Below are 26,987 nucleotides of genomic sequence, written 5' to 3' on the forward strand. Positions count from 1 at the left end.
GAATTTGACCGAACTGAAAGAAGGCGACAAGGCCCCCGATTTTTCCCTTCCCGTTTCCGAGGAAGAGACGTTCGCGCTGGCGGACGCCAAGGGCAAGAACCTGGTGCTTTACTTCTACCCTAAGGACGACACCAAGGGCTGCACCGTTGAAGCAATTGCGTTCACCGCCCTTGCGGAAGCCTTTGAAAAGGCGAACACAATTGTTCTGGGCGTTTCGCCCGACGGGCTCAAGAGCCACGCGAAGTTCGCCAAGAAACACGACCTTTCCGTTCTGCTCGGCGCTGACGAAGATCACACGGTGGCCGAGGCCTATGGCGTCTGGAAGGAAAAGAGCATGTATGGCAAGACCTATATGGGGATTGAGCGCTCGACCTTTCTGATTGCGCCGGACGGCACGCTCAAGCGCATCTGGCGCAAGGTGAAGGCGGACGGACATGCCGAAGCGGTGCTTGAGGCCGTCAACGGCGGGTAACCGACGAAAAAGGGCATTTCATTGCGCTGAAATGCCCTTGATCGCCCGGTTTTCTTGACTCTCGGGCCGTTTGCGACTATCCCGCCCCTCGTACGCATGACGATGGTGAAAGCGCCGTCGAATTTGTCACGAAAACACGGAACCCGTTTTCCTTTGACCTCATTTTCCGATCTTGGGCTTAGCCCCAAAGTACTTTCCGCTGTAACCGAGGCCGGCTACAGCGAACCCACGCCCATCCAGGCGGGCGCCATTCCGCATGCTCTGGAGCGCCGCGATGTTTGCGGTATCGCCCAGACCGGCACCGGGAAGACCGCTTCCTTCGTGCTGCCGATGCTGACGCTTCTGGAGCGCGGCCGAGCGCGGGCGCGCATGCCGCGCACGCTGATTCTCGAGCCGACCCGCGAACTCGCGGCCCAGGTCGCCGAGAATTTCGACAAATACGGCAAGAATCACAAGCTCAACGTTGCGCTGCTGATTGGCGGCGTTTCCTTCGAGGAGCAGAACCGCAAGCTCGAACGCGGCGCCGATGTGCTGATCTGCACCCCCGGCCGCCTGCTCGACCACACCGAGCGCGGCAAACTGCTGATGACCGGCGTCGAAATTCTCGTCATCGACGAGGCCGACCGCATGCTCGATATGGGCTTCATTCCCGATATCGAGCGGATCGCCAAGCTCATTCCGTTCACGCGCCAGACGCTGTTCTTCTCGGCGACGATGCCGCCGGAGATCCAGAAGCTCGCCGACCGGTTCCTGCAGAACCCGGCCCGCGTCGAAGTCGCGCCGCCCTCCTCCACCGCGGCAACCGTCGAGCAGAAGCTCGTCGCGACCGGCGGCAAGGACTATGAGAAGCGCGCGTCGCTACGCGCCATCATCGACAAGCAGGACGATCTGAAGAACGCGATCATCTTCTGCAACCGCAAGAAGTCGGTCGCCGATCTGCTGCGCTCGCTGCAACGCCACGAATATCCCTGCGGCGCGCTCCATGGCGACATGGACCAGCATTCGCGCACCACGATCCTGCAGAATTTCCGCGACGGCAAGCTGCCGCTGCTGGTGGCCTCCGATGTCGCCGCCCGCGGCCTCGACATTCCCGATGTCAGCCACGTCTTCAACTACGACGTCCCGATCCATGCCGAGGACTATGTCCACCGGATCGGCCGCACCGGCCGCGCCGGACGCAAGGGCGCGGCCTTCACGCTGGTTGCCCCCAAGGACGCCAAATTCGTCGATGCCATCGAAAAGCTGATCGACCGCAAGATCGAATATCTCGACGGCGATCTCGGCACGGTCGCGACTGAAGACGAGGGTGAAAAGCCCGCCGCGCGCACCCGCAAGGGCAAGTCGCGCAAGCAGGACAACAAGCCCGCTGAAGAAAAGGCGGAGGCAGCCCGTCCCGCCGAAGCGGCGAAACCTGCGCCGGCCGAAAAGCCGGCCCCGTCGAAGAAGCCCGCCAATGACGATCGCCGGCGCTCGCGCCGCCGCGACCGCGACGACGACCAGACGCCGGTCGGCTTCGGCGACGAAATCCCGGCCTTCATGCTGGTCGCCGCGAAGGCCTGACGCCGGAACTATTCCTTGAATATGATGAGAGCCGCATCTCCTTCAGGAGGTGCGGCTCTCATCATATGCCTGATATACCGTCAAAAAACCGTCAGTAAGCTTGCCTTTACAGCAATACATACAGATAAAAATCTCTCAATATTCATTTGGTATGCGCATTATATACTACAAATGCGCATTATCGGTCAATTATATTTTCGAGAAGTCCGCACTTCACGACAAGTAGTGGTAACCGCGCCCGTAGTATATCAAGGCTTCGCCGGGCGCGCTCATCTTTACGCCGACGACCTCGCCGATCAGGATCCAGTGCGTCGTCATTGCCTTTGCTTCCACCAGCCTGCAGTCGAAACTGGCCAGCGCATCGGCCAGAACCGGCGCGCCGCTTGCCTCGACCTCCCACTCGGCCATGGCGAACCGTTCCTCGGCCGAAAGCCCGGTGAAGCCGGCGAAGGCATCGGCGAGCGGGCGGTGATGGGCGGCAAGCGTATTGAGCGCGAAATTGCCGCTTTCCTCAAATATCGCATTGTGCTCGTTCAGGCGATTGACGCAGGCGAGCACCGTCGGCGGCGCGTCGGATACCGAACAGGCGGCGGTCGCCGTCACGCCGCGCATCACGCCGCCATGGGCGGTGGTCACGATCTGAACATGGCCGGCATAATGGGCCATTGCGTCGCGGTAATGTTTGGAAAACTGCGGATCATCATGCATGGGAAACGCCGCGCTTATGCGTGGAAAAGACTGTCAAGGAACCATCCCTCTAATACTCAGTTGCGGTACTTACGGCGTTGCCCCTGCATCTGGCAAGGGTTATGACAGGGTTCATTGCGGCAAGTTTTGAGAAGAGGACGCGCGATCATGAGATCCATTCACGCCTGCCTCCTGGGCCTCGCCATCACCGGGCTCGCCGCCGCTCCTTCCCTTGCGGCCGAGAGCCTGAAGATCGGCGTTGTCGCACCGGTGAGCGGAGACTACGCCATTCTCGGCGAACAGGCGCTTGATGGCGCGACCCTTGCCGCCAGAAACCAAGACATAGAGCTCACTCCGGTCGATGAAAGCTGCGAGGATGGCAGCGGCGCGGATATCGGTCGCACGCTTGCCGATGCCGGCGTCGATATCGCCATCGGCTTTTTCTGCTCCGAGACCGTGCGCGGGGCGATGCCGGTGCTCAGGGATTCCGGCATTCCGGCGATCACCCTTTCCGCTCGGTCGATGCCGCTGATGGCCACCGCGCTGAAGGAAGGCTGGCCGCTGTTCCGCATGGCGCCCAACGATCAGGACGAGACCGCCGCGATCGTCGATTTCATCATGGACGAATGGATCGATCAGCCGGTCGCCCTGCTCGATGACGGAACGATCTATTTCCGCGAGATGGTCAACGCCGTGCGCAACGCGCTGGAGGAACGCGGGCTGCAGCCGGTGCTCGTCGATACGTTCCGTCCGGCGCAGGAACAGCAATTGTCGCTGGTGCGCCGCCTTGCGCAGGCGGGCGCAACCCATGTTTTCATCGGCGGCACGCGCGGCGATGTCGCCATTGTCGCGCGCGACGCGATCGAACAGGGCGCCGATCTCACGATCCTCGGAACCGAGGCACTCCGCGCCCGGGAAACGGATGTGCCGCTCGAGCCCGGCGTTCTGGCGATCGGACTGCCCGAATATGGCGAACTTCCCCCTGCCGCCGAGTTCGCGGAGCTTGCCTTGATCCAGGGCATCATCCCGGAAGGCTATGTCGTGGCTGCCGCAAGCGCGGTCGATGTTGCCGCCCAGGCAATGGCGGCAGCCGATGGCGATGCCGCCCGGCTCGCCGCAATGCTTGCCGCCGGTGAGTTCGACACCGCGTTCGGCCCCGTTTCCTTCACCGATCGCCACGAACTGGCGGACAATCCGTATTTTCTTTTGCGCTGGCAGGGTAATCAATTCGTGCCGGTTTTCGATTCGGCCCGCCAGTAATACCAAGAAGGATACATGCAGTGAAACGTCCCCTGCGCATCGCCCCCTCGATACTTTCCGCCGACTTTTCCAGACTGGGAGAGGATGTGCGCGCCGTCGTTGATGACGGCGCCGACTGGGTGCATCTCGATGTCATGGACGGCCACTTCGTGCCGAACATCACCTTCGGCCCGCCGATCATCTCCAAATTGCGCGGCCACACGGATGCCGTCTTCGACTGCCATCTGATGATCGCGCCCGCCGATCCGTATCTTGAGGCCTTTGCCAAAGCGGGATCGGACAGGATCACGGTGCACCAGGAGGCCGGACCGCACTTGCACCGATCCTTGCAGACCATCCGCAATCTCGGCAAGAAGGCGGGCGTGGCGCTGAACCCGGCAACCCCGGTCTCGACGATCGAAAACGTGATCGACGATCTCGACCTCATCCTGGTGATGACCGTCAATCCGGGTTTCGGCGGCCAGGCATTCATCCCCGCCATGCTTGAGAAGATCAAGCAGGTCGATGCGCTGATCGGCGACCGCCCGATTGAGCTTCAGGTCGATGGCGGGATCGCGCCGGACACGGTGGAAGCGGTCACGAAGGCCGGCGCGAATGTGCTGGTCGCGGGCTCCGCCATCTTCGGCAAGGCCGAGGGCGGCAGCTACCGCCCGGCCATGGATGCCATGCGGTCGGCCGCAGTTTAGCGTAAAGCGTTTCAGGCGTATTCTGGAAAATGGGTCAACGGCCGGGGGCGATGTTACGCGCCCGGCCCGATGAGGTTTGCCGATATGCCGGCGCCGCGCCGGCCAATAACAAGGAGCTGCAATGCCAGGTCTTACACGCCTTCTGGGCGCAACAGTGCTTTCCGGCCTCGCCGCCGCGACCGCGAGCGCCGGCGATTTCGCCGCCTTTACCCCGCTCGGTTTTTCGGAGGACGGCAAGGTCTTTGCTTTCGAGGAATACGGTCAGGAAGATGGATCCGGTTTCGCCTATTCCAACATCTTCTTCATTGACACGCAAAACGACGCTTTTCTGGACGGCACGCCGTTCCGCCTTCGCACCGAAACCGACAATGCCTCGATCAGCGCGGCGCGCGCGCTCGCCGTGCGCGAGGCCCTGCAGATGATCCAGGATTACCAGCTGCTCGACCATCCCGGCTGGCTCGCCGCCTTCAACCCGGTGACGGAGAACAATGGCGATAACGGAACAATCAGGTATCGCGCTCACCCGAACCTGTCGCCGGTCAGCGAAATGACCCTCGAAACCTTTCCGCTCGCGCCGAACCCCGCCTGCACCGACATCACGCCCGATGCCCGCGGCTTTCGCCTGACCTATCGCAGCCCAGAAGGCGAAGAGCGGGAAATCCACGCCGACACGCGCCTGCCGGAAAGCCGCAACTGCCCGCTGGATTACCGCCTCGGCGGCATGATGACCTATGGCGGCGGCGGGCCGGATGCGGTCCACGTCGCGCTGGTGATCGTGCTGTCGCAAGGCTTCGAGGGCCCCAACGGCCGCTGGATCGCCGTGCCGTTCCGCCCGTAAAACACAGGGACACGGAGCATTTTGCCGGCGCAAAGATTTCATTTGCGCCGGAAATGGTCTATGCGCTTTGCCAGATGGAAATGTGAAGGACGAAGCCTCGATGATACCGCGTTATTCCCGCCCCGAGATGACGGAAATCTGGTCGCCGGAAACGAAATTCCGGATCTGGTTCGAAATCGAGGCCCATGCCTGCAATGCGCTCGCCGAAATCGGGGTGATCCCGGAAAGCGCCGCCAAAACCATCTGGGAAAAGGGCAGCGCCGCGACCTTCGATGTCGCCCGCATCGACGAGATCGAGGCCGTCACCAAGCATGACGTGATCGCCTTCCTCACCCACCTTGCCGAAATCGTCGGACCCGATGCCCGGTTCGTCCATCAGGGCATGACGTCGTCCGACGTGCTCGACACCTGCTTCAACATCCAGCTCACCCGCGCCAGCGACCTGCTGCTCGCCGATCTCGACAAGCTGCTGGCCGCCCTGAAGCGCCGCGCCTTCGAGCACAAGGACACGATCACCATCGGCCGTTCGCATGGCATCCATGCCGAGCCGACCACGTTCGGCATAAAGCTGGCACAGGCCTATGCCGAGTTCGACCGCTGCCGCGACCGGCTTGTCGCCGCGCGCGCGGAAGTCGCCACATGCGCCATCTCCGGCGCCGTCGGCACCTTCGCCAACATCGATCCGCGGGTCGAGGAACATGTCGCGGAAGCCATGGGCCTGGAGCCGGAGCCGGTCTCGACCCAGGTGATCCCGCGCGACCGGCATGCGATGTTCTTCGCCACGCTCGGCGTAATCGCCTCGTCGGTGGAGCGGCTTGCCACCGAAATCCGCCACCTGCAGCGCACCGAGGTGCTGGAAGCGGAGGAATATTTCTCGCCGGGCCAGAAGGGTTCCTCGGCAATGCCGCACAAGCGCAACCCGGTGCTGACCGAAAACCTCACCGGGCTTGCCCGCATGGTGCGCAGCTTCGCGATGCCGGCGATGGAGAATGTGGCGCTGTGGCATGAGCGCGACATTTCGCACTCCTCGGTCGAACGCATGATCGGCCCCGATGCGACCGTGACGCTCGACTTTGCGCTCGCGCGTCTCACCGGCGTTGTCGACAAGCTGCTCGTCTATCCCGAGACGATGATGAACAATCTCAACAAGTTCCGCGGGCTGGTTCATTCCCAGCGCGTGCTGCTGGCGCTGACCCAGGCCGGCGTGTCGCGCGAGGACGCCTATCGCCTCGTCCAGCGCAACGCCATGCGGGTTTGGGAGGAAGGCAAGGACTTTCTCGAGGAACTGCTCGCCGACGAGGAAGTGCGCGCCGCGCTTTCCGAAGAGACGATCCGCGAGAAGTTCGACCTCGGCTACCACACCAAGCATGCCGATACCATTTTCAAGCGGGTTTTCGGCGAAGCCTGACGCCCGCTCCCTATCAAAGACGACGATCCGCATGAAAGCCTCCGAAGCAGATATCATTCTCATCCCCGGCTACAAGAATGCCGGGCCGGGTCACTGGCAGAGCCGCTGGGAACAGAAGCTCTCGACGGCCCGGCGGGTGGAGCAGGCTGAATGGAACAAGCCGGTTGTCGAAGACTGGGTCGACAAGCTTGTGGAAGCGGTCAACGCCTCGACGCGCCCGGCCGTGCTGGTGGCCCATTCGCTCGGCATTCCCACCGCCATCCTCGCGCTGCCCAAGTTCGAAAAGCCGGTGGCCGGCGGCTTCTTCGTCGCGCCGCCGGAAGTCGACAATCCGAAGATTCGACCAAAACATCTCCAGACCTTTGGCCCCTACCCGCGCGACCCGCTGCCATTTCCGAGCATCGTGATCGCCAGCCGCAATGATTCCTTCGGCTCATTCGACCATGCCGGCGACATCGCCAATGCATGGGGGTCGGCCTTCTTCGATGTCGGCGAGGCCGGGCACATCAACGAGGAAGACGGCTTCGGCCCCTGGCCGGAAGGAATATTAATGTTCGGGCGTTTTCTGTCGCATTTGTGAGACCGGAGATCGCGGGAGGATGCCTGGACTTCGCGATATCGCAAATGCCGCTTCAGCGAACTGAAATCATTGCGGCTTTCAAATCAGAATTGACTTTCTCCACTCATGGACCACACTTGTATTGTTGGTCCACGATGACTTTGCATCCGGATCGGCCAAATATAGAAAATTGAGGGGAGCGCGCGAACCGGGCTGATGCGGCCTTGCAGCCGAGCAAAGCAAGTCCAGCATCTGTCAAAACCGCCTCCAGCAAGAGGGCAAACGTTGACGGAGGACAGGAGTGAGTTTTGGAGGAAATCCGGAATAGCGGCCGCCGCAATTGAAGGCTCGGCAGTCGCAATGGCGGCGCTTGACGTCTTCAGTTTCAAGATCCGGGCCGTCAATGAAAGCTTCAAGGCGATCGCTCAGGGAAGCGATCTTGTCGGCGCGAATATTCTCGATTGGGTTCACAGTGACGACCGCCCGGTGCTGCAGTCCCTGCTGTCCACGGCGGACAAGAAGGGCAAGCCACTTACCCGGGAAATACGTTTCGGCCCGCGCCCCGATGGTCCATGGCGCTGGATGCTCTGCTCCAACAAGCCCCTGCCGCCCGAACACGACGGCCGCAAAACGCTTTCCCTGCTGAGCTGCACGGATATCAACGCGCAGAAGCTGCGCGAGCTGGAAGCCAATGAACGCGCCCATCGCTGGGACTACGCGCTCGTCAGTTCGGGGCTCGGCGTATGGGACCATGATTACCGGCGCGGCCAGTTCTTCTATTCGCAAACCTGGCTGACGATGCGCGGCTATCCCGGCGGCGGCCCGCAGCCCTTCGGATCGACCGAGGAATGGCTGCAACTGGTCCACCCCGACGATCGCGATTTCGTTGCCAACGCGATCGAACGCCAGAAGACCGGCGACCCCCAGTACATGAACTTCGAATACCGCGAGCGCCATGCGGACGGACACTGGATCTGGATCGAGTGTCGGGGCGACGCGGTATCGAGCTTCTCCGACCACAAACCGGCGCGGATCGTCGGCACCGATCGCGACATCACCGACCGCAAGACTGCCGAAATGCTTCTTTCGCGGACCCGGCAACGGCTCGAACTGGCCCTGAGCACCTCCCGCATCGGCGTGTTCGAGTACAATCCGGCGACGGGCATGGTGATTGCCGACAAGCGCATATGCGAGATTTACGGATTTGGGGACGAGGCAGAAACCTACCACGCCAGCCGCCTCAGCGCGCTCACCGCCCCGGATGACCTGAACCGCCTTAATACGGCATTGCAATCGCTGAAGCCCGGTGACCCGCCGATATCCGATGAGTTCAGGATCAACCGGGAGGACGATGGAACTGTGCGTCATGTCCGCGCTTTGATGACCATGCGGATCGACGATGACGGGCAGCAGAACATTCTGGGCATCAACTGGGACGTCACCGAAGAGGTGCGGCTGCGCCAGGACCTGATCACCGCCAAGCAACTTGCCGAAGCCCGCAACTTCGAGCTCGACCGCGCCAAATCGGATATCGAGCAGGCAGCCCTGCACGATTATCTGACCAGCCTGCCCAACCGCCGTTTTCTTGACGATGAATTGTCGCGCCGCGTCGAGATGGCGCCGGCAACGGCCAGCAAGCTCGCCCTGATGCAGATCGATATCGATGACTTCAAGGCCGTCAACGACAGCTATGGGCATGGCGCCGGCGATGCGGTGCTACGCCATGCCGCCCAAGTGCTTCTCAGCATCAGTCGCCATAATGATTTCGTCGCGCGCGTGGGCGGCGACGAATTCGCCTTCATCTGCAGCTATGGCAATGGCGCATCCGGCCTGGAACAGATCGCAAAGCGCATGCTTCTGGAACTGTCCAAGCCACTCGAAGTGGGCGAGCACCGCATCCGCATCGGCGCCTGCGTCGGCATCGTCACCGCGGATGCCTGCGAGGACCTGTCCGCCGGCAGCCTCATGAAGAACAGCGACCTTGCCCTCAAGCTTGCAAAACAGCAGGGCAAGAACCGCATCGCCTTCTACTCGCCCGATCTCAAAAGCGCGGTTGCCGCCAACCGGACGCCAGCCGACCGGCTGATGCAGGCGGTGGAGCAGAACGACTTCGTCCCCTTCTATCAGCCGCAGTTTGACGCGAGAACGCTGAGGCTGACCGGCATCGAGACTCTGGCGCGATGGCGCCATGCCGACGGCAGCTTCGGCCAGCCCTCGGAATTCATGCCGCTGGCGGAAACGCTGAACCTGATGAACATGATCGACACCAGCATCCTCGCCCAGGCAACCAGCGATTTCCGGCGCTGGAGCGATCTCGGGCTCGATCCGCCGGGCATATCGCTCAACCTATCGCCGCGTCGCCTGAGCGATCCGGCACTGGTCTCCGCGCTGGAGGAATTCGAACTTCCGGCGGGCAAGCTGACCTTCGAACTGCTGGAATCGATCTTTCTGGACGAGCCCGACGACATCAGCGCCTACAATCTGAAACAGCTTCGAAGGCTGGGCATCTGCATCGACGTCGACGATTTCGGCACGGGATATACATCGATCAGCGGCCTCCTGAAGGTCGCGCCCAACGGCCTCAAGATCGCCCGCGAACTGGTCTTGCCGCTGCCGCACTCGCCCGATCAGCGCGCGATCGTCAAATCGATCATCGACATCGCCAAGACTCTGAAGATCAAGGTGATCGCCGAGGGCGTGGAAACCAGACGACACGCCGAGATCGTGACCAAGCTCGGCTGTGACGTTCTTCAGGGCTACTGGCTGGGCCGGCCGATGCCGGCCGGCGAGTTCGAGAAAGTGCTGCGGAAGCAGACCGAACTGGTGTAGCTGCCGCAGCCGTTTCCGATGTCAGCCTATACCAGCCGGCTCTGTTCAAGCGCGGCTTCGATGAAGCTCGCAAACAATGGATGCGGTTCCAGCGGCCGGCTCTTAAGTTCGGGATGATACTGCACGCCGATGAACCAGGGATGGTCGGCATATTCGATCGTCTCCGGCAGAACACCATCCGGCGAGGTACCGGAGAACACCAGCCCGCAGGCCTCCAGCTTGTCGCGATAGCCGAAATTCACCTCGTAACGGTGACGGTGGCGCTCGGAGATTTCGGTGGTGCCGTAGATCTCGGCAATCTTCGTATCCGCACCGAGATGGGCCTTGTAGGCGCCAAGCCGCATCGTGCCGCCGAGATCATCGGTATCGGAGCGCTTCTCCAGCGTATTGCCCTTCACCCATTCGGTCATCAGACCGACGACCGGCTCGGCCGCATTGCGGTCGAATTCCGTCGACGAGGCGTCCTTGATGCCGGCCAGATTGCGCGCCGCCTCGATCACGGCCATCTGCATGCCGAAGCAGATGCCGAAATACGGCACCTTGTGGGTGCGGGCAAAGCGGGCCGCCTGGATCTTGCCTTCCGAACCGCGCTCGCCGAAGCCGCCCGGCACCAGAATGCCATGGACCTTTTCGAGATAGGGGGACGGGTCCTCCTTCTCGAAAATCTCCGACTCGATCCATTCGAGATTGACCTTGACCCGGTTGGCGACGCCGCCGTGGTGCAGCGCCTCAATCAGCGATTTATAGGCATCCTTCAGCCCGGTATATTTGCCGACGATGGCGATCGTCACTTCGCCTTCGGGAGTGCGGATGCGTTCGCTCACCTGCTTCCAGGCATCCATGCGCGGCACGGGGGCCGGATCGATGCCGAAGGCGTGCAGCACCTCGTCATCCAGCCCTTCATGGTGATAGGCCAGCGGCACGTCGTAGATATTGGCGACATCGAGCGCCTGGATGACGGCGGATTCGCGCACATTGCAGAACAGCGAGAGCTTGCGGCGCTCGGCCTCGGGAATTTCCCGGTCGGCGCGCACCAGCAGGATATCGGGATGGATGCCGAGCGCCTGCAACTCCTTGACGGAATGCTGCGTCGGCTTGGTTTTCAGCTCGCCCGCCGCCGGAATATAGGGCATCAGCGTCAGGTGGACGTAGACGGCGTTGCCGCGCGGCAGATCGTTGCCGAGCTGGCGGATCGCCTCCATGAACGGCATCGCCTCGATATCGCCGACCGTGCCGCCGATCTCGCACAGAACGAAATCGAACTCCTCATTGCCCTCGAGCACGAAGTCCTTGATCTCGTTGGTGACGTGCGGAATGACCTGAACGGTCGCGCCGAGATAGTCGCCGCGGCGTTCCTTGTCGAGAATGTTCTTGTAGATCCGGCCGGTGGTGATGTTGTCGGTCTTGGTCGCCGAGCGGCCGGTAAAGCGCTCGTAGTGACCGAGATCGAGATCGGTCTCCGCGCCGTCGTCGGTGACGAACACCTCGCCGTGCTGGGTCGGGCTCATCGTGCCCGGATCGACGTTGAGATAGGGATCGAGTTTCCTGAGCCGCACTCGATAGCCCCGTGACTGCAGCAATGCACCGAGTGCTGCTGCGGCAATGCCTTTTCCGAGGGAGGAAACCACGCCGCCTGTGATGAAAATATATCGCGCCATGGGCTTATTCCGATACCGTTTTCAAACCGATTCTGCCAGAGCCTTCACGTAAAAAAGCCCGTTCATTCCCGGTCGTTTGTCACAATAATGCCGCATCGCCCGCGCCTGCGCGGGACGAGCGGCCCAAAGAAATGCCGGCGGGAGGCCCGCCGGCTGATGTCTTTAACTCTTGTCGGCGATCAGTCGCCGGTGGGAACGCCGGTGGCGTTCGAATCCTGCGCCGGAGCGCTGACGGCAGGCGCCGAAGAGCCTTCGCTGCCGCTCGGAACGCCGCTTTCGTCAGTCGTTGCCGGCGTCGTCGTGGTCACGGAACCGCCGAGCTGGTTCAGGATGCCCTGGCCGTCAGTTTCGGCGTTCTGTTCGATCCGGTCGAGAATATCCGACGGATTGCCCTGGTAGCGGGCAAGAATGCCGAGACCGAGTGAGGTCACGAAAAACAGCGTTGCGAGAATGGCCGTGGTGCGCGTCAGCGCATTGGCCGTGCCGCGCGCGGTCATGAAACCGGAACCACCGCCGATGCCGAGCCCGCCGCCCTCCGACCTCTGGATGAGGATCACACCGGCCAGCGCAACGACGATTATCAGGTGAATTACGATCAATACCGTCTGCATGAATGTCCAATCCGGCCCCGCCTTAAGGTCCGGGCCCGCTAGAATAACTGGCGTCTCTCTACATGAGGCCGGCGCGCAATCCAACCCCTTTTTCTGGCCGTTTTGAGCCCGAACCGTGGTCTATTCTTACTTTGCAGAGGACAGAATATCGTCATAGGCCTGATAGATGGCGAGGAAATCGGGCGCTTTCAAGCTGGCGCCGCCGATCAGCGCGCCGTTGACATTGGGCACGCTCAAGAGTTCGCGGGCGTTGGCGGGCTTCACCGAGCCGCCATAGAGCAGCCGGATCTTTTCGCCCGCCTCGCCGAAACGCTCGACCAGATCCGCGCGCATGGCGGCGTGGACCTCGGCCACCTGTTCCGGTCCCGGCGTCTGACCGGTCCCGATCGCCCAGATCGGCTCATAGGCGATGATGGTGTTTTCAGGCGTGGCATCGTCCGGCATCGATTCAAAGAGCTGGGTCTTCAGCACTTCCATGGTGCGGCCTGCGGCGTGCTCCTCACGGGTCTCGCCAATGCACACGATCGCGGTCAGGCCCTGGTCATAGGCAGCGCGCGCCTTGGTGCAGACCGTGCGGTTGCTTTCGTGGTGCTCGGCGCGACGCTCCGAATGGCCGACGATGACATGGGTGGCGAGGCAGTCCTTGATCATCTCCGCCGAGATGTCGCCGGTATGGGCCCCGGAGCGCGCCTTTTCGTGGCAATCCTGGCCGCCGATCATCAGCTTTGTGTCTTCCGTCAGCGTGGTCGCGACGTAGAGCAGCGTTGCCGGCGGGCAGATCAGCGCGTCGACCTTGTCGGCGAGCCCGCCGCTCACCCCGTCGGCGATGGCCCGGACCTGAGCCAGCGAGTCGCGGGTGCCGTTCATCTTCCAGTTACCGGCGACCATGGGGCGTATTGCGGCAGTCATCTTCGTCATTCTCCCGTTCATTGCTTTTGTGGCCGGCGCGACCGGCAAAGGTCTTCCCTTGTCGTCCGTTTTGCGCGCGCCGTCAAAGGGCGTTTTGCCGCTCATGGTTTGACAGCAGGCGCAATCACGGCTTTATACGGCGCATCAGACTATCCACACCCTTATCGCGAGAATCTGGCGCGGCATCGCCTCGCGACCAAAACTTTGCCAGAATAGCAGGGTGATTCGCCGCAAAGCGCCGGCACCAGCGCAAACCGATCTTTACAGGCTGCCCGACCCTATGGACAACAGCAAAGACCTCTTCGCCGATCTTGGCGGCAGCAAGGCCGAAACCGATACAACGCAGCCCGAGCGCAAGAGCGCGGCAAAGCCGAGAACCTCGGCCCCCGCCTCCTTGGAAAACGCGGACTATGGCGCCTCCTCTATCCGCGTGCTCGAGGGGCTGGAGCCGGTGCGCATGCGACCGGGCATGTATATCGGCGGCACCGATGAAAAGGCGCTGCATCATCTGTTTGCGGAAGTCATCGACAACTCGATGGATGAGGCTGTCGCCGGTCATGCCGATTTCATCGACGTTCATCTCGACGCCGAGGGTTTTCTGACGGTGACCGACAATGGCCGCGGCATTCCGGTGGAAAACCATCCGCAGGTGCCCGGCAAGTCGACGTTGGAAGTGATCATGACCAAGCTGCATGCCGGCGGCAAGTTCGACGGCAAGGCCTATGAGACCTCCGGCGGTCTGCACGGCGTCGGCGTCTCGGTCGTCAATGCGCTCTCCGATGTGCTGGAGGTCGAGATTGCCCGTGACCGGCGGCTCTACCGGCTTTCCTTCTCGCGCGGCGTGCCGCAGGGCGAGCTTGAGGATTGCGGCCCGACACAGAACCGGCGCGGCACCAAGATCCGTTTCCATCCCGATGCCGAAATCTTCGGGCCGCGCGCGAAATTCGATCCCGCCCGCCTCTTCCGGATGGCGCGTTCCAAGGCCTATCTGTTCGGCGGCGTGAAAATCCGGTGGTCCTGCGATCCCTCGCTGGTCGAAGGCAAGGAGGACCTGCCGGAAAAGGCGGAGTTCCACTTCCCCGGCGGGCTGAAGGATTACCTCGCCGCAACCATCGGCAAGGACTTCACCGTCACCCGCGAGATTTTCGCCGGCAAGACCGAGAAGACCGGCGGCCACGGCGCGGTCGAATGGGCGGTGGCCTGGTATGGCGGCGACCCGAACGTCCATTCCTACTGCAACACCATCCCCACGCCCGAAGGCGGCACGCACGAGGCCGGTTTGCGCCAGGCGTTGATGCGCGGCCTGAAGAACTATGCCGAGATGATCGGCAACAAGCGCGGCGCGCAGATCACCACCGACGACGTGATGATTTCGGCCGTCGGCATGCTGTCGGTTTTCATCCGCGAGCCGGAATTCGTCGGCCAGACAAAGGACAGGCTCGCGACCGTTGAAGCCCAGAGGATCGTCGAAAACGCGTTGCGCGACCCCTTCGATCTCTACCTTTCCGCCAACCCCGCAGAGGCGGAAAAACTGCTCGACTGGGTGATCGAACGCTCCGAGGAGCGGCTGCGCCGGCGCAAGGAGCGCGAGGTCAACCGCAAGACCGCGGTCAAGAAGCTGCGCCTGCCCGGCAAGCTCGCCGACTGCTCGCAGAACACCGCCGCCGGCGCGGAACTGTTTCTGGTCGAGGGCGATTCGGCCGGCGGCTCCGCCAAGCAGGCGCGCAACCGCGCCAACCAGGCGATCCTGCCGCTTCGGGGCAAGATCCTGAACGTGGCGAGCGCCGGGCGCGACAAGTTTTCTTCCAACCAGTTGCTGGCCGACCTGATCCAGGCGCTCGGCTGCGGCACGCGGACGAAATACCGCGAGGAAGACCTGCGCTATGAGCGCATCGTGATCATGACCGATGCGGACGTCGACGGCGCGCATATCGCCTCGCTGCTGATCACCTTCTTCTATACCGAGATGCCGGAGCTGATCCGCCAGGGCCACCTCTATCTGGCCGTCCCCCCGCTCTACAAACTCTCCCAGGGCGGCAAGACGGCCTATGCCCGCGACGATGCCCACCGCGAAGAGCTGATGAAGTCGGTGTTTACCGGGCGCGGCAAGGTCGAGATCAGCCGCTTCAAGGGTCTTGGCGAAATGCTGCCGGCTCAGCTCAAGGAAACCACGATGGACCCGAAGAAGCGTACGCTTCTGCGCGTCGATATCGACGACGTCGATTTCGAAGGCACCAAGGCCGCGGTGGAAGACCTGATGGGCACCAAGGCGGAAGCCCGCTTCCGCTTCATCCAGGAAAACGCGGCGTTCGCGGAAAACCTGGATATCTGACGGCGAGCGCCGGCCCGGAGACGCTCTCACGGGGGCCGGTGTCATACGCCTGATAACGAGCGAGGGCACTACCTCAATGACGGTCAACTCCCGCCGTCTCACACGAGGTGCTGCCATGAAATCCCTGCTTTCCGCCACTACCCTTATCGCCATACTCGCCGCCGGCGCCCATGCCGCCGAGATCGGCAAGACAATTGCCGTCGATTGCCCCATTAACGACTGCGACGCCCCCGTCAGCCTGACATTCGCCGGCGAATTCGCCATCGATACCGGCACCATTGTCGACGGCGTAGAGTTCGGCGGCATTTCCGGGATCGACTACGATGCCGCAACCGGCCGCTACATCGCGATCTCCGACGACCGTTCCCAGAAGGCTCCGGCCCGGTTCTACGAACTCGATATCGAATCAGGCGCCAACGGCATCGACGATGTCTCGGTCGTGAAGACCGTGACGCTGAAGGACGAGAATGGATCGCCCTTTGCGGAAAAGACCGTCGATCCCGAGCAGATCCGCCTGTTCGGCGAAAATCTGATCTGGTCGAGCGAGGGCGACGGCAAGGCGATGATCGCGCCGTTCGTGCGCGTCACGTCAACCGATGGCGATTTCGTGCGCGAATTCGCCCTGCCCGATGGCTTTGCGCCGAGCGAGGACCACGCCACCGGCGTCCGCAACAACAACGCCTTCGAGAGCATCGCTGTGCTGCCGGCAGGCGATGTGCTCGTGGCCAATGAGGCAGCCCTCTATCAGGACGGTCCCGCCTCGACGCTGACCACCGCAAGCCCCGCCCGGATCGTGCGCTACGATGCCGAAAGCGGCGAACCGACGGCGCAGTATGTCTACATGATCGACCCTATTCCCCATGCGCCGGTCGACGGCGGCGCGTGGAACGACAACGGCCTGTCCGACATGATGCCGCTCGACGACACCCGCCTTCTGGTCTCCGAGCGCAGCTTCGCCGAAAACCGCGGCTTCACCATCCGGATCTTCATGATCGACCTCGACGGCGCGACCGATGTTTCGGCGATCGCCTCGCTTGCCGACACCGACGAGACCATCGTTCCGGTTGCCAAGACGCAGATCCTCGATCTCGGCGCCATCGGCATCGAGCCCGACAATATCGAGGCGATGACGATCGGCCGGGCGGAAGACGGAACGCCGCTGCTGCTGCTGGCCTCCGACAACAATTTCAATGCCGACCAGAAGACCCAGTTTCTGGCCTTCCGGATCGAAAGCCTGCCCGGCGTCAGCCGCTGAGACGGTGCTGGTCGAATCGATAAGGCGGGCCCGCATCCTCGTTAAACGCGGGCCCGCACGTGATGGTGAAAGGCTGGCATTAAGGTTAATTATATCTTTAATAAACATGGCGTTACGGAGGAAACTCAAACCATGGTACCAACGACTTAAACCAGTTTCTCCGTAAACGCTAAAATTGAGCCGGTTTCCGCGCTTGTCGGGCATGGATACGCTCTTTATAGTTTGCGCCGGACAAAAACAGAAAAGCTCTGTGAAACAATGACTTCGCGCCGAAACTTCATCATCGCCTCTGCTGCCGGCCTGGCCGGCGCAACCGGTCTTGCCATGGCCGAGAGCCGACCGGGAACGATCACCCGCAACCTGCCCGGCGTCGCGCTGGAGGCTGAGCCCGTCGGCCGCGATGGTTTCGCGCTGGCGCTCGGCGGCGGCGCGGCCAAGGCCTTTGCCCATATCCCCTACCTCCAGAGCCTTGATGAACTCGGCATCAAGCCGAAACAGATGACCGGCACGTCGATGGGCTCGATCATCGGCGCGCTCTATGCCAGCGGCATGACCGGCACCGAAATCCGTGAATATGGCGTGGACCTGCTGACCCAGCGCCAGTCGCTGCTGAAGCGCCTGCTGATCGATACCGGCGATACCTGGGGCTCGCTGTTCAACCTGTTCCGCCCGGCGGTGATCGAGCCCGAGGTGCTGTTCGCAGCGCTGCTGCCTGCGGACCTGCCCGCCGATTTCGCGGGGCTGGAGATACCGCTCGCGATCATCGCGACCGATTTCTACGAACAGAACGAATATGTGATGCGCGAGGGACCGTTGCTGTCGGCGATCGCCGCGTCCTCCGCCCTGCCCGTTCTGCTGACGCCGGTCAGCCGCGACGGCCGGGTGCTGATCGACGGCGGCTTCGTGAACCCGACGCCCTTCGACCTTCTCGACGCCGACCGCTACATCACCATCGGCATCGACGTGACCGGGTCGACGATCGAGAATGACGGTAACATTCCCGGGTCGTTCGAGACCTGGGCCGGATCGTTCTCCATCACAGAACACTCGATCGTGGTGGAAAAACTCAAAAACGCGGCGCCGGACCTTTTCGTGGCGCCGAATGTCGGGCGTTATCAGCCTCTGGATTTCTTCAACATAGAGACCATCCTTTCGACCGTTGACAAGGACCAGGATGCCTTCAAGCGGCAGATGGAAGAGCTCGCAGAGCAGAACAGATAAGGACGGGTCAGCCGCCATGCAGACGGAAACGCCGACAACCGCGCGCTGGTTCTCAATCAGCCTTTTTTCGCTCGCGCTCGGATTGGCATTCTTCGCCGCCTCGCTCACGCCGTCGCTGATCCCACGAGCGTGGCCGCTGCAGGCCGTGCTGGCCGGCCTCGTGATGGCGCTCGGTTACATGATCGGGCGGTTCATCGTGGCGCTGTGGCGCGGATTGCAGATCCCCGAGCCGCGCGGTCGCTGGCGCGCGATCAGCCTGGCCGTCGTGAACGCCGCGGCGCTGATCCTTCTGGTCTATTGCCTGTCGATGATGACCGAATGGCAGAACTCGGTGCGCTCCCGCGTCAACATGGAACTGCTGGAAGGCGGCACCGTGCTCGGCATCCTCGCCGTCGGGCTTGCCGTGTTCATCGTGCTGTTCCTGATCGGCGCCCTGTTTCAGAAGGCTTTCGATATCGTCCGGCTGCGGCTTTACCGGGTAATGTCGCCGCGCGCGGCCAATCTGGCCGGCGTCGTCATCGTGCTGCTGGTCGTGGTCGTGGCAAGCCGCGACTGGGTGGTGCCGGCGATCTTCGACTTCCTCGACGAAAGCTACGAGACCGCGCAGGACCTGTTCGAAACCGCCCCGCCGCCGCCCACTGATTCCTTCATCGCGGGCGGCCCCGGCTCGCTGGCAAGCTGGGAGGCGATGGGCCAGCCCGGCCGCAACTTCGTCACCAGCGCGCCATCCGCCGAGGATATCGAAACCTTCACCGGCCGCCCGGCCGAACGCCCGATCCGCGTCTATGTCGGCCGGTCCCAGGCCGACGAGCCGCAGGAACGCGCCAGGATCGCCCTTGAGGAGATGCAGCGCCTGGGCGCCTTCGATCGCGCCTATCTGATGATCGCAAGCCCCACCGGCACCGGCTGGCTTGATCCCGGCGCGCACGACACCTTCGAATATATGCACAATGGCGATGTCGCGACTGTGGCGGTGCAGTACTCCTTCCTGCAATCGCCGCTGGCGCTGATCTTCGAGACCGATACCGGCCTCAAGCAGGCGACCGCCACGATGGAAGAAGTCTATCGCTACTGGCGCACCCTGCCGGAAGACAGCCGCCCGGAACTCTACATGCATGGAATCAGTCTCGGCGCGTGGTCGTCGATGTATTCCTTCAACGTGTTCCAGATGCTGGATGAACCGGTCGCCGGCGCGGTCTGGGCCGGCCCGCCCTTCCCGTCCTATCTCTGGCGTCACACGGTGGCCGCCCGCAACGCCGGCACGCCTTACGTGCTGCCCGTGATCGACAACAGCGCCGTCGTCCGTTTCTCCTCACAGTTCAGAAAACCGCAGGCGGAAGGCGATGACTGGGGCAGAGTGCGCATCAACTTCCTGCAATATGCCTCTGATCCGATTGTGTTTTTCGAGCCCAACGCGAGCTTCATCGAACCGGAGTGGATGCGCGAGCCGCCGGCGCCCGATGTTTCGCCCTATCTGCGGTTCGTGCCGATCGTCACCCAGTTCCAGCTCGCGCTCGACATGGCGTTGTCGAAGGCGCTGCCGGCCGGCTTCGGCCACAACTACCTCGCCCGCGACTATATCGATGCCTGGGTCGCCGTCTCCCGTCCGCAGGACTGGTCGCCGGCGCGCACGACTGCGCTGAAAGAAATCTGCAATCTGGGCAAGGATACCGGCTGCGCGGTGCAATAATCGGCGCGGCGGCAGCGGTTTTCTAGCGAAAATGCGTGTTTTCCGCCACACTCATCACTCCAAGTGCAGCGATCCCGTGATTGTGATCACGCGCCGCTATGAAGCGGCAATCCGGTCGGATAAAAGCCGTAATCGATTTACATATCACCAATACAAGAGGCTTGAATGCTCGTTGATAAAACGATGTCGCGCCGGATTTTTCTTCTCGGCGCCGTTTCGACCACCGCTGTGCTTGCAGGCTGCGTCAGCCAGCGCGATATCACCCCGGTCGCTCCGCCCTCCCCGCGCGTCCAGGACACCCCCTACACGGTCGCCGAGCTCGATGCCATGTATGGCCCGGTTGAGGACAATGGCTATCTTATCCCGGCCGTGCCCTACCAGCAGATCGACCCGATGTACTATCGCCAGCGCGTGAAGGATCCGACCGGCGAAGCGCCCGGCACCGTGGTGGTCGATACCCCCAACCGCTTCCTCTATCTGGTGGAAGAAAACGGCACCGCAATGCGCTATGGCGTCGGCATCGGCCGCGCCGGCTTCTCCTGGGGCGGCAATGGCGTGATCAAGTGGAAGCAGGAATGGCCGAAATGGTTCCCGCCCGCTGAAATGATCGAGCGCGATCCCAAGCTCAAGGAATATTCGGAAGCCAATGGCGGCATGCCGGCCGGGCTGATGAACCCGCTCGGCGCGCGCGCCCTCTATATCTTCGAAAACGGCAAGGACACGCTCTATCGCGTCCACGGCAATCCGGACTGGACGTCCATCGGCAAGGCGGTCTCCTCCGGCTGCATCCGCATGCTGAACCAGGATGTGATCGACCTTTATAACCGGGTCGACAACCTGCCGACGCCGATCGTCGTCTATCAGTAAGTACATCGCCCCCGGATTTCCGGGGGTGGCTGGCAATGCCCGCTACAGCGGTTCCGTTTCTCGCGGAGCCGCTGTATCTGTTTGTGGTCTCTCAATTCCGGATGGGAACCGCTATCCGCTTCACACGGAATCGGATCAGGACGCTTCAAGGTTAGCACGATCTGACGAGCGGACGGCCATGCCCTCTGTGAATACGCTCGCAAGGTGAGCGATGCGCGATTGTGACGCTCCGTCCCGTTCGATCGCGAGTGACATTGCCGTGGCGACGCATACCATGTCGTCGAAAGTGATGTCGGCGCGCATTTCGCCGGCCTCCTGTGCCGCCTGCAGGAGCTGCTGCCCTACTTGGCTCGTGGCAAGGCATCCGGGCGTGCCCGTCTTCAACACGATACCGAGCGAAGCTGCAAAGCCGCGATAGACGATGGTGTGGCGGACGAGGCCTTCGAGATAAGCCTGCATCGCCGACAGCGAGTCCACCTCTTTGGCGTGCGCGAACATTTCTTCGGCGAAGGCCGTGAACCGCGCGCTGTAGGCCGCAGCCAGAAGGTCCTCGCGGGTTGGAAAGCGCCGGTAAAGGGTTCCGATGCCCACGCCGGCATGCCTTGCGACCTCATTCATCGAAACGGTCGCCCCTCGCTCCAGGAAAATGTCCTCGGCGGCGGCCAGTATCTTGTCTCTGTTCTGCTGCGCGTCCGCGCGCAGTGGCGAGTCATCGGTCAACGGTGGTTCTCTTTGTGTCTTGCTAAGTGGAGTGATACTCCATATACATAAGTGGAACAATACTCCACTTATCAGCAGACAGGACGAACAACATGACTCAGCGATTTGAAAACAAGGTGGTGGTGGTCACCGGCGGAACCGACGGCATCGGCCTGACCACGGCCAAATCCTTCGCCGCGGAAGGCGCGCATGTCTACATCACCGGGAGAAGCCAGGACCGCCTTGATGCAGCTGTCAAGGCGATCGGCAATGCGGCGACCGGCGTGCAGGGCGACGTCTCGAACGAAGATGACCTCGATCGGCTTTACGCAGAGATCGCCCACGATCGCGGCCATGTCGACGTCGTCTTCGCCAATGCCGGAATCTCCGAGCAGGCTGCTTTGGGCGACATCGACGCGGCCCATTTCGATCGACTTTTCAATATCAATGTGAAAGGCATGGTGTTCACGGTGCAGAAGGCGCTACCGCTGATGTCAAAAGGCGGCGCAATCGTGCTGACCGGGTCCGGCGCGGGCATGAAAGGCTTTCCTGGCCTTTCCGTCTACAGCGCAACCAAAGCGGCAATCCGCGCCCTTGCCCGCAGCTGGACCACCGACCTGAAGGATCGCGGGATCCGCGTGAACGTTGTCTCCCCGGGCATGGTGCTGACGCCGGCGATGGCGACCTATCTTCAAAACAATGAGGGCGCCGAAGCATGGATGCAGCAGACCATTCCGTTCGGGCGGCTCGCCCAGACCGAGGAAATTGCGAAAGCGGTGCTTTTCCTTGCGTCGCAAGAGAGCAGCTTCGTGGGGGGCGAAGAACTGCTGGTCGACGGCGGCTTCGTGGCCGTTTAACCGGCGTCGTAGGTTTCCCGTGAGGCCTCGATCGCGGCGATATTGTCCCGCGCCCAGTCGCCAAGCCGAAGCACCGGCTCGCTGAGTGACAGGCCGAGATCGGTCAGGGCATATTCCACCTGCGGCGGGCTGGTCGGATAGGTAGTCCGGCTGATCAGCCCGTCCCGCTCCAGCGCCTTCAGCACCCGCGTCAGCATCTGCTGGGAAATCCCGTCGATCTTGCGCTTCAGGACGCTGAACCGACACGGCCCGTCAATCAGCACAATGATGATCAGCATCGACCATTTGTCGCCGACGCGCTGCAAGATGGGCGCGACATTTCGACACCGTTCCAGAACATGCCTGGTCTCGGGCCTTGCATCTGGCCTTGTTTCGGGCTTTGACCCCGTATTAGTCATCTCGATGTGACCTGGTTGCAAAAAATTGCGTTCTTGCATCAGGGTATTCGGTCATTTATTTTTAGCAAGTCATTTTTTGTGACCGTCTTGGTCGCGTTCCTCCCCGGAAATGACACCCATCGAGGGTTTTGAATTTGAAGACCGCCGCGCCTGCGGCGGCAAGGAGAATGATTGTGAAACTGAACATCATCATCGGCAGCACCCGTCCCGGCCGCGTCAGCCCCAAGATCGCAAAATGGGTGGAAGCTGCGGCTCGCGAACATGGCAAGTTCGAGGTCGAACTGGTCGATCTCGTCGATTTCAACCTGCCACTGCTCGATGAAGTGGCGCATCCCCGGATGCAGAAATACGAACATGAACACAGCAAGAAATGGAGCGCCAGCGTTCAGGCGGCCGATGCCTTCGTGTTCGTTACGCCGGAATACGATTATTTTCCGCCGGCAGCATTGGTCAACGCCATCCAGGCGCTTTCGCTGGAATGGGGCTACAAGCCGGCCGGCGTCGTCAGCTTTGGCGGCATTTCCGGCGGCCTTCGCTCCGCGCAGGAGCTTCGCACGCTGCTCGGCAATCTCAATGCCCATGCCATTCCGCAGGTCGTTCCGGTTCCGCTGTTTCCCAAATTCATCAGCGAAGACGGCGTGTTCACGCCCAACGACGAAATGAACGCGGGCGCCAAGGGCATGCTCGACGAGTTGTTCAAATGGGCCGGGCCGCTGGCGACGATCCGCAACGCCGGCTGATTCGGCTTCGGCGTGATTGCGGTCCGTATCCCCACCGACCGTGAATGCGAAAATCGCAAAAATTTCACGAAGCCGAAGCATATTAGTCATAAATGAAGTGGATACCCGCGCCCGCCGCTTGAAACCGGCGGGCGTTTTGGCATTCTGCAGCCCGACGGAGACCCGGTTGGAGGAATGACGCATGGACATTCGCCGCATGAAAGTCTGGTTGCTTGGCTCCGATGAGCCCCTGCCGTTCGATCCTCGAGAGACCCAGCCCGACTGCCTCTGTCTTCCCGTTGCCGGCGAGACGGACCTTGCCGGCCGCGTCGCGACGTTGCGCAACCTGCTGCCGTCGCTGCCGATATTCCTGATCTGCGAACCGATCTCCAAGGCTTATAATATCGCGGATTTCTCCGAAGCCGCGAAATGCGCACCGGACGGCATCATCCTGCGTGGCGTCGAAAGCGCGGCTCGGATACAGATGGCCGAAACCCTGCTCAGGGTCGTCGAGGCCCGGGAAGGTCTGACCGAGAACGCCATCGCCCTGATCGCGATGATCGGCGACAATGGCGGCGGCCTGCTGAACGCCCGCCACTTCATCCACAAGCTCGGCCGGCTGATCGCGCTCGGCTACGATGCCGACCCCCTGCAGGACGACTCCGGCAGCGGCGACATCGCCCACCAGGGCGCGGTGGCCACCATGCTGGCGGCGCGCAATCTCGGCATACCGGCGATCGATTTCTCCGGCGCTGGCAGCGCCACCGCCGCCTTCAAAACCGCCTGCCACCAGTCCGCCCGCACCGGCTTCACCGGCAAGCTGACCGGCAATCCCGACCATATCGGCATCATCAAACACGCCTTCGGCGCCGCCTGATCCCGATCGGCGGGAAAAACGAGGCCGCGGTGCGGAACAACTCCGCCCGACAGTAATTGAACGGATATGAGCGCAACAATGAACGCTGTCCGTCATGTCCGAAATCTTCCACGTCGTCGCCCTCTGTTCCCTTGTCGTTATCATTCTCGGCGCGCTCTCCGCCTATGTGCAGGGCACGCTCGCGTCTCTGCCACTGCTTGCCGTCGCAACCGGCATTGTCGCTGGGCCAGCCCTGACCGGCTGGATCGACCCTTCCGACTGGCAAAGCAAGGAAATCATCGTCCGCGAGGTCGCCCGCTTCACGATCGCGATCAGCGTGGTGGGTATCGCGATCCGCACACCGCCGGAAACCTGGAAACGTCTCGTCCGTCCCGTCACGGTGATGTTGACGCTCGGCATGGCCGGCATGTGGGCGATGTCCACGCTGGTTTCCTGGGTCACGCTCGGCCCCGCATTCTCGCTGAGTTTTGCGACCGCGGTGCTGATCGCCGCCTGCCTGACCCCGACCGACCCGGTGGCGGCCAGCGCCATCGTCTCCGGCCCCATCGCCAAGAGCATGCTGCCCGCCAATCTGCGTGGCCTGCTTTCGCTGGAATCGGGCGCGAATGACGGGCTCGGCTACCTGTTCGTCATGCTGCCCATGTTGGCGATTGCGCGCGGCGAGGCAGGCGGCGAACTGGTTCGGCACTGGCTTGTCGATATCCTGGTTCTCGACGTGCTGCTGGCGGCCGGCGTCGGCATCGTTCTCGGCTGGCTGGTCGCCCGTCTGCAAAGGCTCTCGGACCGCTACAAGCTGGCGGAGTTCCACTCCTACCATGCAATATCGATCGCGCTCGCCTTTGGCGCGCTCGGGCTCGGACGGATGCTGGGCGCGGATGGCATACTCACAGCCTTTGCCGCCGGAGGCGCATTCTGCCTGACGGTGGGACGGCACGACGCCATGGAAGAGGAGAATGTGCACGAAACCATCAGCAAATTGATGGACCTGCCGGCCTTTGTGATCTTCGGCCTCGTCATTCCATGGCACGGCTGGGCAACCCTCGGCGTGTGGGCGGTGCTGTTTCCGCTGGCGATCCTTCTGTTGCGCCGGCCGCCGCTGATGCTCGCGCTGGCACCGGTGCTGTCGAACCGGTTCAGCGGCCGCGATATCGCCTTCGCGGGCTGGTTCGGACCGATCGGAATCGCGGCGATCTTCTACGCGATGGAAAGCGTGGAGCGGACGGGCGATCACTTCGTCTGGTACGCCGTCAGCGCGGGCGTCGCGGGATCGATCCTGGTCCATGGCGTCACCGCCACGCCCGGCATGCGTCTTTATGCCTCGCGGCGGAAAGCGAAGGCCGACGATGCGGAAAGCTGAGAAAGCCTTGCCTCAGCCGCGCCGTGGACGCTTCATCTGGAACGGCGTGCCGCACTCGGCATAATCGAGATAGCCCATGCGACCGACCTGGCGAATTCTTGCCATGTCGAGAAGACCGTCTTCACCGATCGCGTCCTCGCGGATGTGGATGCCGACCACCTGACCGAACACCAGCCTGCTCTCGGTGGAAAACCCCTCAAGCGTCGGAGCCGCCATCATCCGGGTCACGCGGCACTCAAGCGCCGCATAGGCTTCGCCGACGAAGGCGGCGTCCACCAGTTGCCCGTTGACGGCGGTCAGGCCGGCCGCCTCGAACTCGCTCTCGCCGCGAGCGAATGGAGCCGAGGTGGTGTTCATCTTTTCGGCAAGGTCGCGGCTCACGAGACTGGCGGTGAACACGCCGGTCTCCTCGATATTGGTAAAGCTGTCCTTGACCGTGTCGGAGGAAAACATCACCACCGGCGGCGCGGACGAGACCGCGTTGAAAAACGAATAGGGCGCGAGATTGTCCTTGCCGTCCCGGCCGCGCGAGCCGATCCACCCGATCGGCCGCGGCGCGACGATCGCCTTGAAAGGATCGTGCGGCATGCCATGCGCATTGGTGTCGGTGGTGTAGAACATGATCAGGCCTCTCCGCGCCAGGTGACGATATCTTCGAGCGCCGGCCGCACGCGCTCGAACGGCGCTTCCGTGCGGGTGCCGGTATGGATGAAGCCGGCGATCTTCTCGTCCGCTTCCACGCCCAGCGCCGGCTTGGCGCGCTCGTCGAAGGCGTACCACTCGGTGAGCCAGGTCGCGCCGTAGCCAAAGGCATTGGCCGCAACCACCAGATTGTAGCAGACCGCGCCCGCCGACATCACCTGTTCCCATTCCGGGATCTTGGGATGAACCGCTGCCCGGCTGACGACGGCGATCACCAGCGGCGCGCGCGAAAGCCGCTCGCGCTCCAGCTTCAGCCGCTCCGCCGAGGCTTCCGGATCGTCCGCCTTCACGATATCGGCGAGCTTTTCGCCCGCTTCCTCGCGCGCCGCGCCGGCAAAGACGATGAAACGCCAGGGCGCGAGCTTGCCGTGATCGGGAATGCGCGAGGCGATGGTCAGCATTTCCTCGATCTCGCCGCGCGCCGGCCCGGGGGCCGCAAGCTGCAGCACCGGCGTCGAGCGGCGGGTTTTCAGGAAATCGATGAGGGTGTCATTCTTGGCATTCACGGCGGGCCTCACTCGGTCAAAAAATCACGC

General features: G+C 62.4%; 24 protein-coding genes and 1 pseudogene. 17 read left to right on the top strand and 8 right to left on the bottom strand.

The window, feature by feature from the left end:
• Window positions 1-4: 4 nt before the first annotated feature.
• Together bcp and V6765_RS13525 are read left to right on the top strand one after the other, a co-directional pair.
• Window positions 5-472: a thioredoxin-dependent thiol peroxidase gene (bcp, locus tag V6765_RS13520; protein WP_448429582.1), complete on the top strand. Its 468-nt coding sequence runs from the start codon at window positions 5-7 to the stop codon at window positions 470-472.
• Between the two features lie 102 nt (window positions 473-574).
• The gene (locus V6765_RS13525) at window positions 575-2,032 is read left to right on the top strand and encodes a DEAD/DEAH box helicase (RefSeq protein ID WP_448429867.1); all 1,458 of its coding nucleotides are present in this window, start codon (window positions 575-577) and stop codon (window positions 2,030-2,032) included.
• Window positions 2,033-2,245: 213 nt separating this feature from the next.
• Here V6765_RS13525 and V6765_RS13530 read toward each other — a convergent pair whose 3' ends face one another.
• Window positions 2,246-2,740 carry a flavin reductase gene (locus V6765_RS13530; protein WP_448429584.1) on the bottom strand — a complete coding sequence of 165 codons (495 nt, stop codon included), beginning with the start codon at window positions 2,738-2,740 and terminating at the stop codon, window positions 2,246-2,248.
• A 147-nt stretch (window positions 2,741-2,887) separates the two neighbouring features.
• On the opposite strand from V6765_RS13530, the gene V6765_RS13535 reads away from it, so the two are divergent.
• The 6 genes from V6765_RS13535 (at window position 2,888) to V6765_RS13560 (ending at window position 10,299) form a co-directional block, all read left to right on the top strand.
• The gene (locus tag V6765_RS13535; protein ID WP_448429586.1) at window positions 2,888-3,979 is read left to right on the top strand and encodes a branched-chain amino acid ABC transporter substrate-binding protein; all 1,092 of its coding nucleotides are present in this window, start codon (window positions 2,888-2,890) and stop codon (window positions 3,977-3,979) included.
• Window positions 3,980-3,999: 20 nt separating this feature from the next.
• The gene (gene rpe / locus V6765_RS13540) at window positions 4,000-4,665 is read left to right on the top strand and encodes a ribulose-phosphate 3-epimerase (RefSeq protein ID WP_448429588.1); all 666 of its coding nucleotides are present in this window, start codon (window positions 4,000-4,002) and stop codon (window positions 4,663-4,665) included.
• Between the two features lie 121 nt (window positions 4,666-4,786).
• A complete protein-coding gene (locus V6765_RS13545; protein WP_448429590.1) occupies window positions 4,787-5,503 on the top strand; it encodes a DUF2259 domain-containing protein in 717 nt (238 codons plus the stop codon).
• A gap of 100 nt (window positions 5,504-5,603) precedes the next feature.
• The gene (gene purB / locus V6765_RS13550; RefSeq protein WP_448429869.1) at window positions 5,604-6,911 is read left to right on the top strand and encodes an adenylosuccinate lyase; all 1,308 of its coding nucleotides are present in this window, start codon (window positions 5,604-5,606) and stop codon (window positions 6,909-6,911) included.
• A gap of 31 nt (window positions 6,912-6,942) precedes the next feature.
• Window positions 6,943-7,491: an RBBP9/YdeN family alpha/beta hydrolase gene (locus V6765_RS13555; protein ID WP_448429592.1), complete on the top strand. Its 549-nt coding sequence runs from the start codon at window positions 6,943-6,945 to the stop codon at window positions 7,489-7,491.
• Between the two features lie 195 nt (window positions 7,492-7,686).
• On the top strand, window positions 7,687-10,299 hold the full coding sequence (locus V6765_RS13560; RefSeq protein ID WP_448429594.1) for a sensor domain-containing protein: 2,613 nt from the start codon (window positions 7,687-7,689) through the stop codon (window positions 10,297-10,299).
• A 26-nt stretch (window positions 10,300-10,325) separates the two neighbouring features.
• Here V6765_RS13560 and V6765_RS13565 read toward each other — a convergent pair whose 3' ends face one another.
• The 3 genes and pseudogenes from V6765_RS13565 to tpiA all read right to left on the bottom strand — a co-directional run bounded on the left by V6765_RS13565 (window position 10,326) and on the right by tpiA (window position 13,477).
• Window positions 10,326-11,957, bottom strand: a complete 1,632-nt coding sequence (locus V6765_RS13565) for a CTP synthase (protein ID WP_448429596.1) — start codon at window positions 11,955-11,957, stop codon at window positions 10,326-10,328.
• A 191-nt stretch (window positions 11,958-12,148) separates the two neighbouring features.
• A pseudogene (secG, locus tag V6765_RS13570) lies at window positions 12,149-12,568 on the bottom strand (preprotein translocase subunit SecG); the annotation flags it as partial.
• Window positions 12,569-12,694: 126 nt separating this feature from the next.
• Window positions 12,695-13,477 carry a triose-phosphate isomerase gene (tpiA, locus tag V6765_RS13575; RefSeq protein ID WP_448429598.1) on the bottom strand — a complete coding sequence of 261 codons (783 nt, stop codon included), beginning with the start codon at window positions 13,475-13,477 and terminating at the stop codon, window positions 12,695-12,697.
• 280 nt (window positions 13,478-13,757) lie between these two features.
• On the opposite strand from tpiA, the gene parE reads away from it, so the two are divergent.
• The 5 genes from parE to V6765_RS13600 all read left to right on the top strand — a co-directional run bounded on the left by parE (window position 13,758) and on the right by V6765_RS13600 (window position 20,842).
• The gene (parE, locus tag V6765_RS13580; RefSeq protein ID WP_448429600.1) at window positions 13,758-15,809 is read left to right on the top strand and encodes a DNA topoisomerase IV subunit B; all 2,052 of its coding nucleotides are present in this window, start codon (window positions 13,758-13,760) and stop codon (window positions 15,807-15,809) included.
• 115 nt (window positions 15,810-15,924) lie between these two features.
• Window positions 15,925-17,064 (top strand): esterase-like activity of phytase family protein, encoded by a 1,140-nt coding sequence (locus V6765_RS13585; RefSeq protein WP_448429601.1) that lies wholly within the window; start codon window positions 15,925-15,927, stop codon window positions 17,062-17,064.
• Between the two features lie 258 nt (window positions 17,065-17,322).
• Window positions 17,323-18,285 (top strand): patatin-like phospholipase family protein, encoded by a 963-nt coding sequence (locus tag V6765_RS13590; protein ID WP_448429603.1) that lies wholly within the window; start codon window positions 17,323-17,325, stop codon window positions 18,283-18,285.
• Window positions 18,286-18,301: 16 nt separating this feature from the next.
• The gene (locus V6765_RS13595; protein ID WP_448429605.1) at window positions 18,302-19,975 is read left to right on the top strand and encodes an alpha/beta hydrolase; all 1,674 of its coding nucleotides are present in this window, start codon (window positions 18,302-18,304) and stop codon (window positions 19,973-19,975) included.
• 165 nt (window positions 19,976-20,140) lie between these two features.
• The gene (locus tag V6765_RS13600; RefSeq protein WP_448429607.1) at window positions 20,141-20,842 is read left to right on the top strand and encodes a L,D-transpeptidase; all 702 of its coding nucleotides are present in this window, start codon (window positions 20,141-20,143) and stop codon (window positions 20,840-20,842) included.
• Window positions 20,843-20,977: 135 nt separating this feature from the next.
• Here the strand turns inward: V6765_RS13600 and V6765_RS13605 are convergent, their stop codons facing one another.
• Entirely contained in the window at window positions 20,978-21,562 is a 585-nt protein-coding gene (locus tag V6765_RS13605) for a TetR/AcrR family transcriptional regulator (protein WP_448429609.1), read from the bottom strand.
• A gap of 92 nt (window positions 21,563-21,654) precedes the next feature.
• On the opposite strand from V6765_RS13605, the gene V6765_RS13610 reads away from it, so the two are divergent.
• Entirely contained in the window at window positions 21,655-22,398 is a 744-nt protein-coding gene (locus V6765_RS13610; protein ID WP_448429611.1) for an SDR family NAD(P)-dependent oxidoreductase, read from the top strand.
• Here V6765_RS13610 and V6765_RS13615 read toward each other — a convergent pair.
• Entirely contained in the window at window positions 22,395-22,703 is a 309-nt protein-coding gene (locus tag V6765_RS13615; protein WP_448429613.1) for a winged helix-turn-helix transcriptional regulator, read from the bottom strand. The genes V6765_RS13610 and V6765_RS13615 overlap by 4 nt on opposite strands.
• A 260-nt stretch (window positions 22,704-22,963) precedes the next feature.
• Here V6765_RS13615 and V6765_RS13620 point away from each other — a divergent pair, with 260 nt between their 5' ends.
• From V6765_RS13620 to V6765_RS13630, 3 genes are all read left to right on the top strand, one after another.
• On the top strand, window positions 22,964-23,536 hold the full coding sequence (locus V6765_RS13620; RefSeq protein ID WP_448429615.1) for an NADPH-dependent FMN reductase: 573 nt from the start codon (window positions 22,964-22,966) through the stop codon (window positions 23,534-23,536).
• Between the two features lie 181 nt (window positions 23,537-23,717).
• On the top strand, window positions 23,718-24,392 hold the full coding sequence (locus V6765_RS13625) for a hypothetical protein (protein ID WP_448429617.1): 675 nt from the start codon (window positions 23,718-23,720) through the stop codon (window positions 24,390-24,392).
• Window positions 24,393-24,486: 94 nt separating this feature from the next.
• On the top strand, window positions 24,487-25,749 hold the full coding sequence (locus V6765_RS13630; protein WP_448429619.1) for a cation:proton antiporter domain-containing protein: 1,263 nt from the start codon (window positions 24,487-24,489) through the stop codon (window positions 25,747-25,749).
• Between the two features lie 12 nt (window positions 25,750-25,761).
• Here V6765_RS13630 and V6765_RS13635 read toward each other — a convergent pair whose 3' ends face one another.
• Both V6765_RS13635 and V6765_RS13640 read right to left on the bottom strand, forming a co-directional pair.
• Window positions 25,762-26,370 carry a flavin reductase family protein gene (locus V6765_RS13635; RefSeq protein ID WP_448429621.1) on the bottom strand — a complete coding sequence of 203 codons (609 nt, stop codon included), beginning with the start codon at window positions 26,368-26,370 and terminating at the stop codon, window positions 25,762-25,764.
• 2 nt (window positions 26,371-26,372) lie between these two features.
• Entirely contained in the window at window positions 26,373-26,957 is a 585-nt protein-coding gene (locus V6765_RS13640) for a nitroreductase family protein (protein ID WP_448429623.1), read from the bottom strand.
• Between the last annotated feature and the right edge of the window lie 30 nt (window positions 26,958-26,987).

The sequence above is a fragment of the Martelella sp. FOR1707 genome, from assembly GCF_053484265.1.

What these genes read in the sequence shown, in the direction of transcription:
- parE (WP_448429600.1), top strand. Translation starts at nt 13,758, where the DNA reads ATGGACAACAGCAAAGACCTCTTCGCCGATCTTGGCGGCAGCAAGGCC.
- V6765_RS13595 (WP_448429605.1), top strand. Translation starts at nt 18,302, where the DNA reads ATGCAGACGGAAACGCCGACAACCGCGCGCTGGTTCTCAATCAGCCTT.
- V6765_RS13600 (WP_448429607.1), top strand. Translation starts at nt 20,141, where the DNA reads ATGCTCGTTGATAAAACGATGTCGCGCCGGATTTTTCTTCTCGGCGCC.
- V6765_RS13525 (WP_448429867.1), top strand. Translation starts at nt 575, where the DNA reads ATGGTGAAAGCGCCGTCGAATTTGTCACGAAAACACGGAACCCGTTTT.
- V6765_RS13530 (WP_448429584.1), bottom strand. Translation starts at nt 2,740, where the DNA reads ATGCATGATGATCCGCAGTTTTCCAAACATTACCGCGACGCAATGGCC.
- V6765_RS13560 (WP_448429594.1), top strand. Translation starts at nt 7,687, where the DNA reads ATGCGGCCTTGCAGCCGAGCAAAGCAAGTCCAGCATCTGTCAAAACCG.
- V6765_RS13625 (WP_448429617.1), top strand. Translation starts at nt 23,718, where the DNA reads ATGGACATTCGCCGCATGAAAGTCTGGTTGCTTGGCTCCGATGAGCCC.
- V6765_RS13610 (WP_448429611.1), top strand. Translation starts at nt 21,655, where the DNA reads ATGACTCAGCGATTTGAAAACAAGGTGGTGGTGGTCACCGGCGGAACC.
- V6765_RS13535 (WP_448429586.1), top strand. Translation starts at nt 2,888, where the DNA reads ATGAGATCCATTCACGCCTGCCTCCTGGGCCTCGCCATCACCGGGCTC.
- V6765_RS13635 (WP_448429621.1), bottom strand. Translation starts at nt 26,370, where the DNA reads ATGTTCTACACCACCGACACCAATGCGCATGGCATGCCGCACGATCCT.
- V6765_RS13630 (WP_448429619.1), top strand. Translation starts at nt 24,487, where the DNA reads ATGTCCGAAATCTTCCACGTCGTCGCCCTCTGTTCCCTTGTCGTTATC.
- V6765_RS13590 (WP_448429603.1), top strand. Translation starts at nt 17,323, where the DNA reads ATGACTTCGCGCCGAAACTTCATCATCGCCTCTGCTGCCGGCCTGGCC.
- V6765_RS13620 (WP_448429615.1), top strand. Translation starts at nt 22,964, where the DNA reads ATGATTGTGAAACTGAACATCATCATCGGCAGCACCCGTCCCGGCCGC.
- purB (WP_448429869.1), top strand. Translation starts at nt 5,604, where the DNA reads ATGATACCGCGTTATTCCCGCCCCGAGATGACGGAAATCTGGTCGCCG.
- tpiA (WP_448429598.1), bottom strand. Translation starts at nt 13,477, where the DNA reads ATGACTGCCGCAATACGCCCCATGGTCGCCGGTAACTGGAAGATGAAC.
- V6765_RS13585 (WP_448429601.1), top strand. Translation starts at nt 15,925, where the DNA reads ATGAAATCCCTGCTTTCCGCCACTACCCTTATCGCCATACTCGCCGCC.
- V6765_RS13545 (WP_448429590.1), top strand. Translation starts at nt 4,787, where the DNA reads ATGCCAGGTCTTACACGCCTTCTGGGCGCAACAGTGCTTTCCGGCCTC.
- V6765_RS13555 (WP_448429592.1), top strand. Translation starts at nt 6,943, where the DNA reads ATGAAAGCCTCCGAAGCAGATATCATTCTCATCCCCGGCTACAAGAAT.
- V6765_RS13565 (WP_448429596.1), bottom strand. Translation starts at nt 11,957, where the DNA reads ATGGCGCGATATATTTTCATCACAGGCGGCGTGGTTTCCTCCCTCGGA.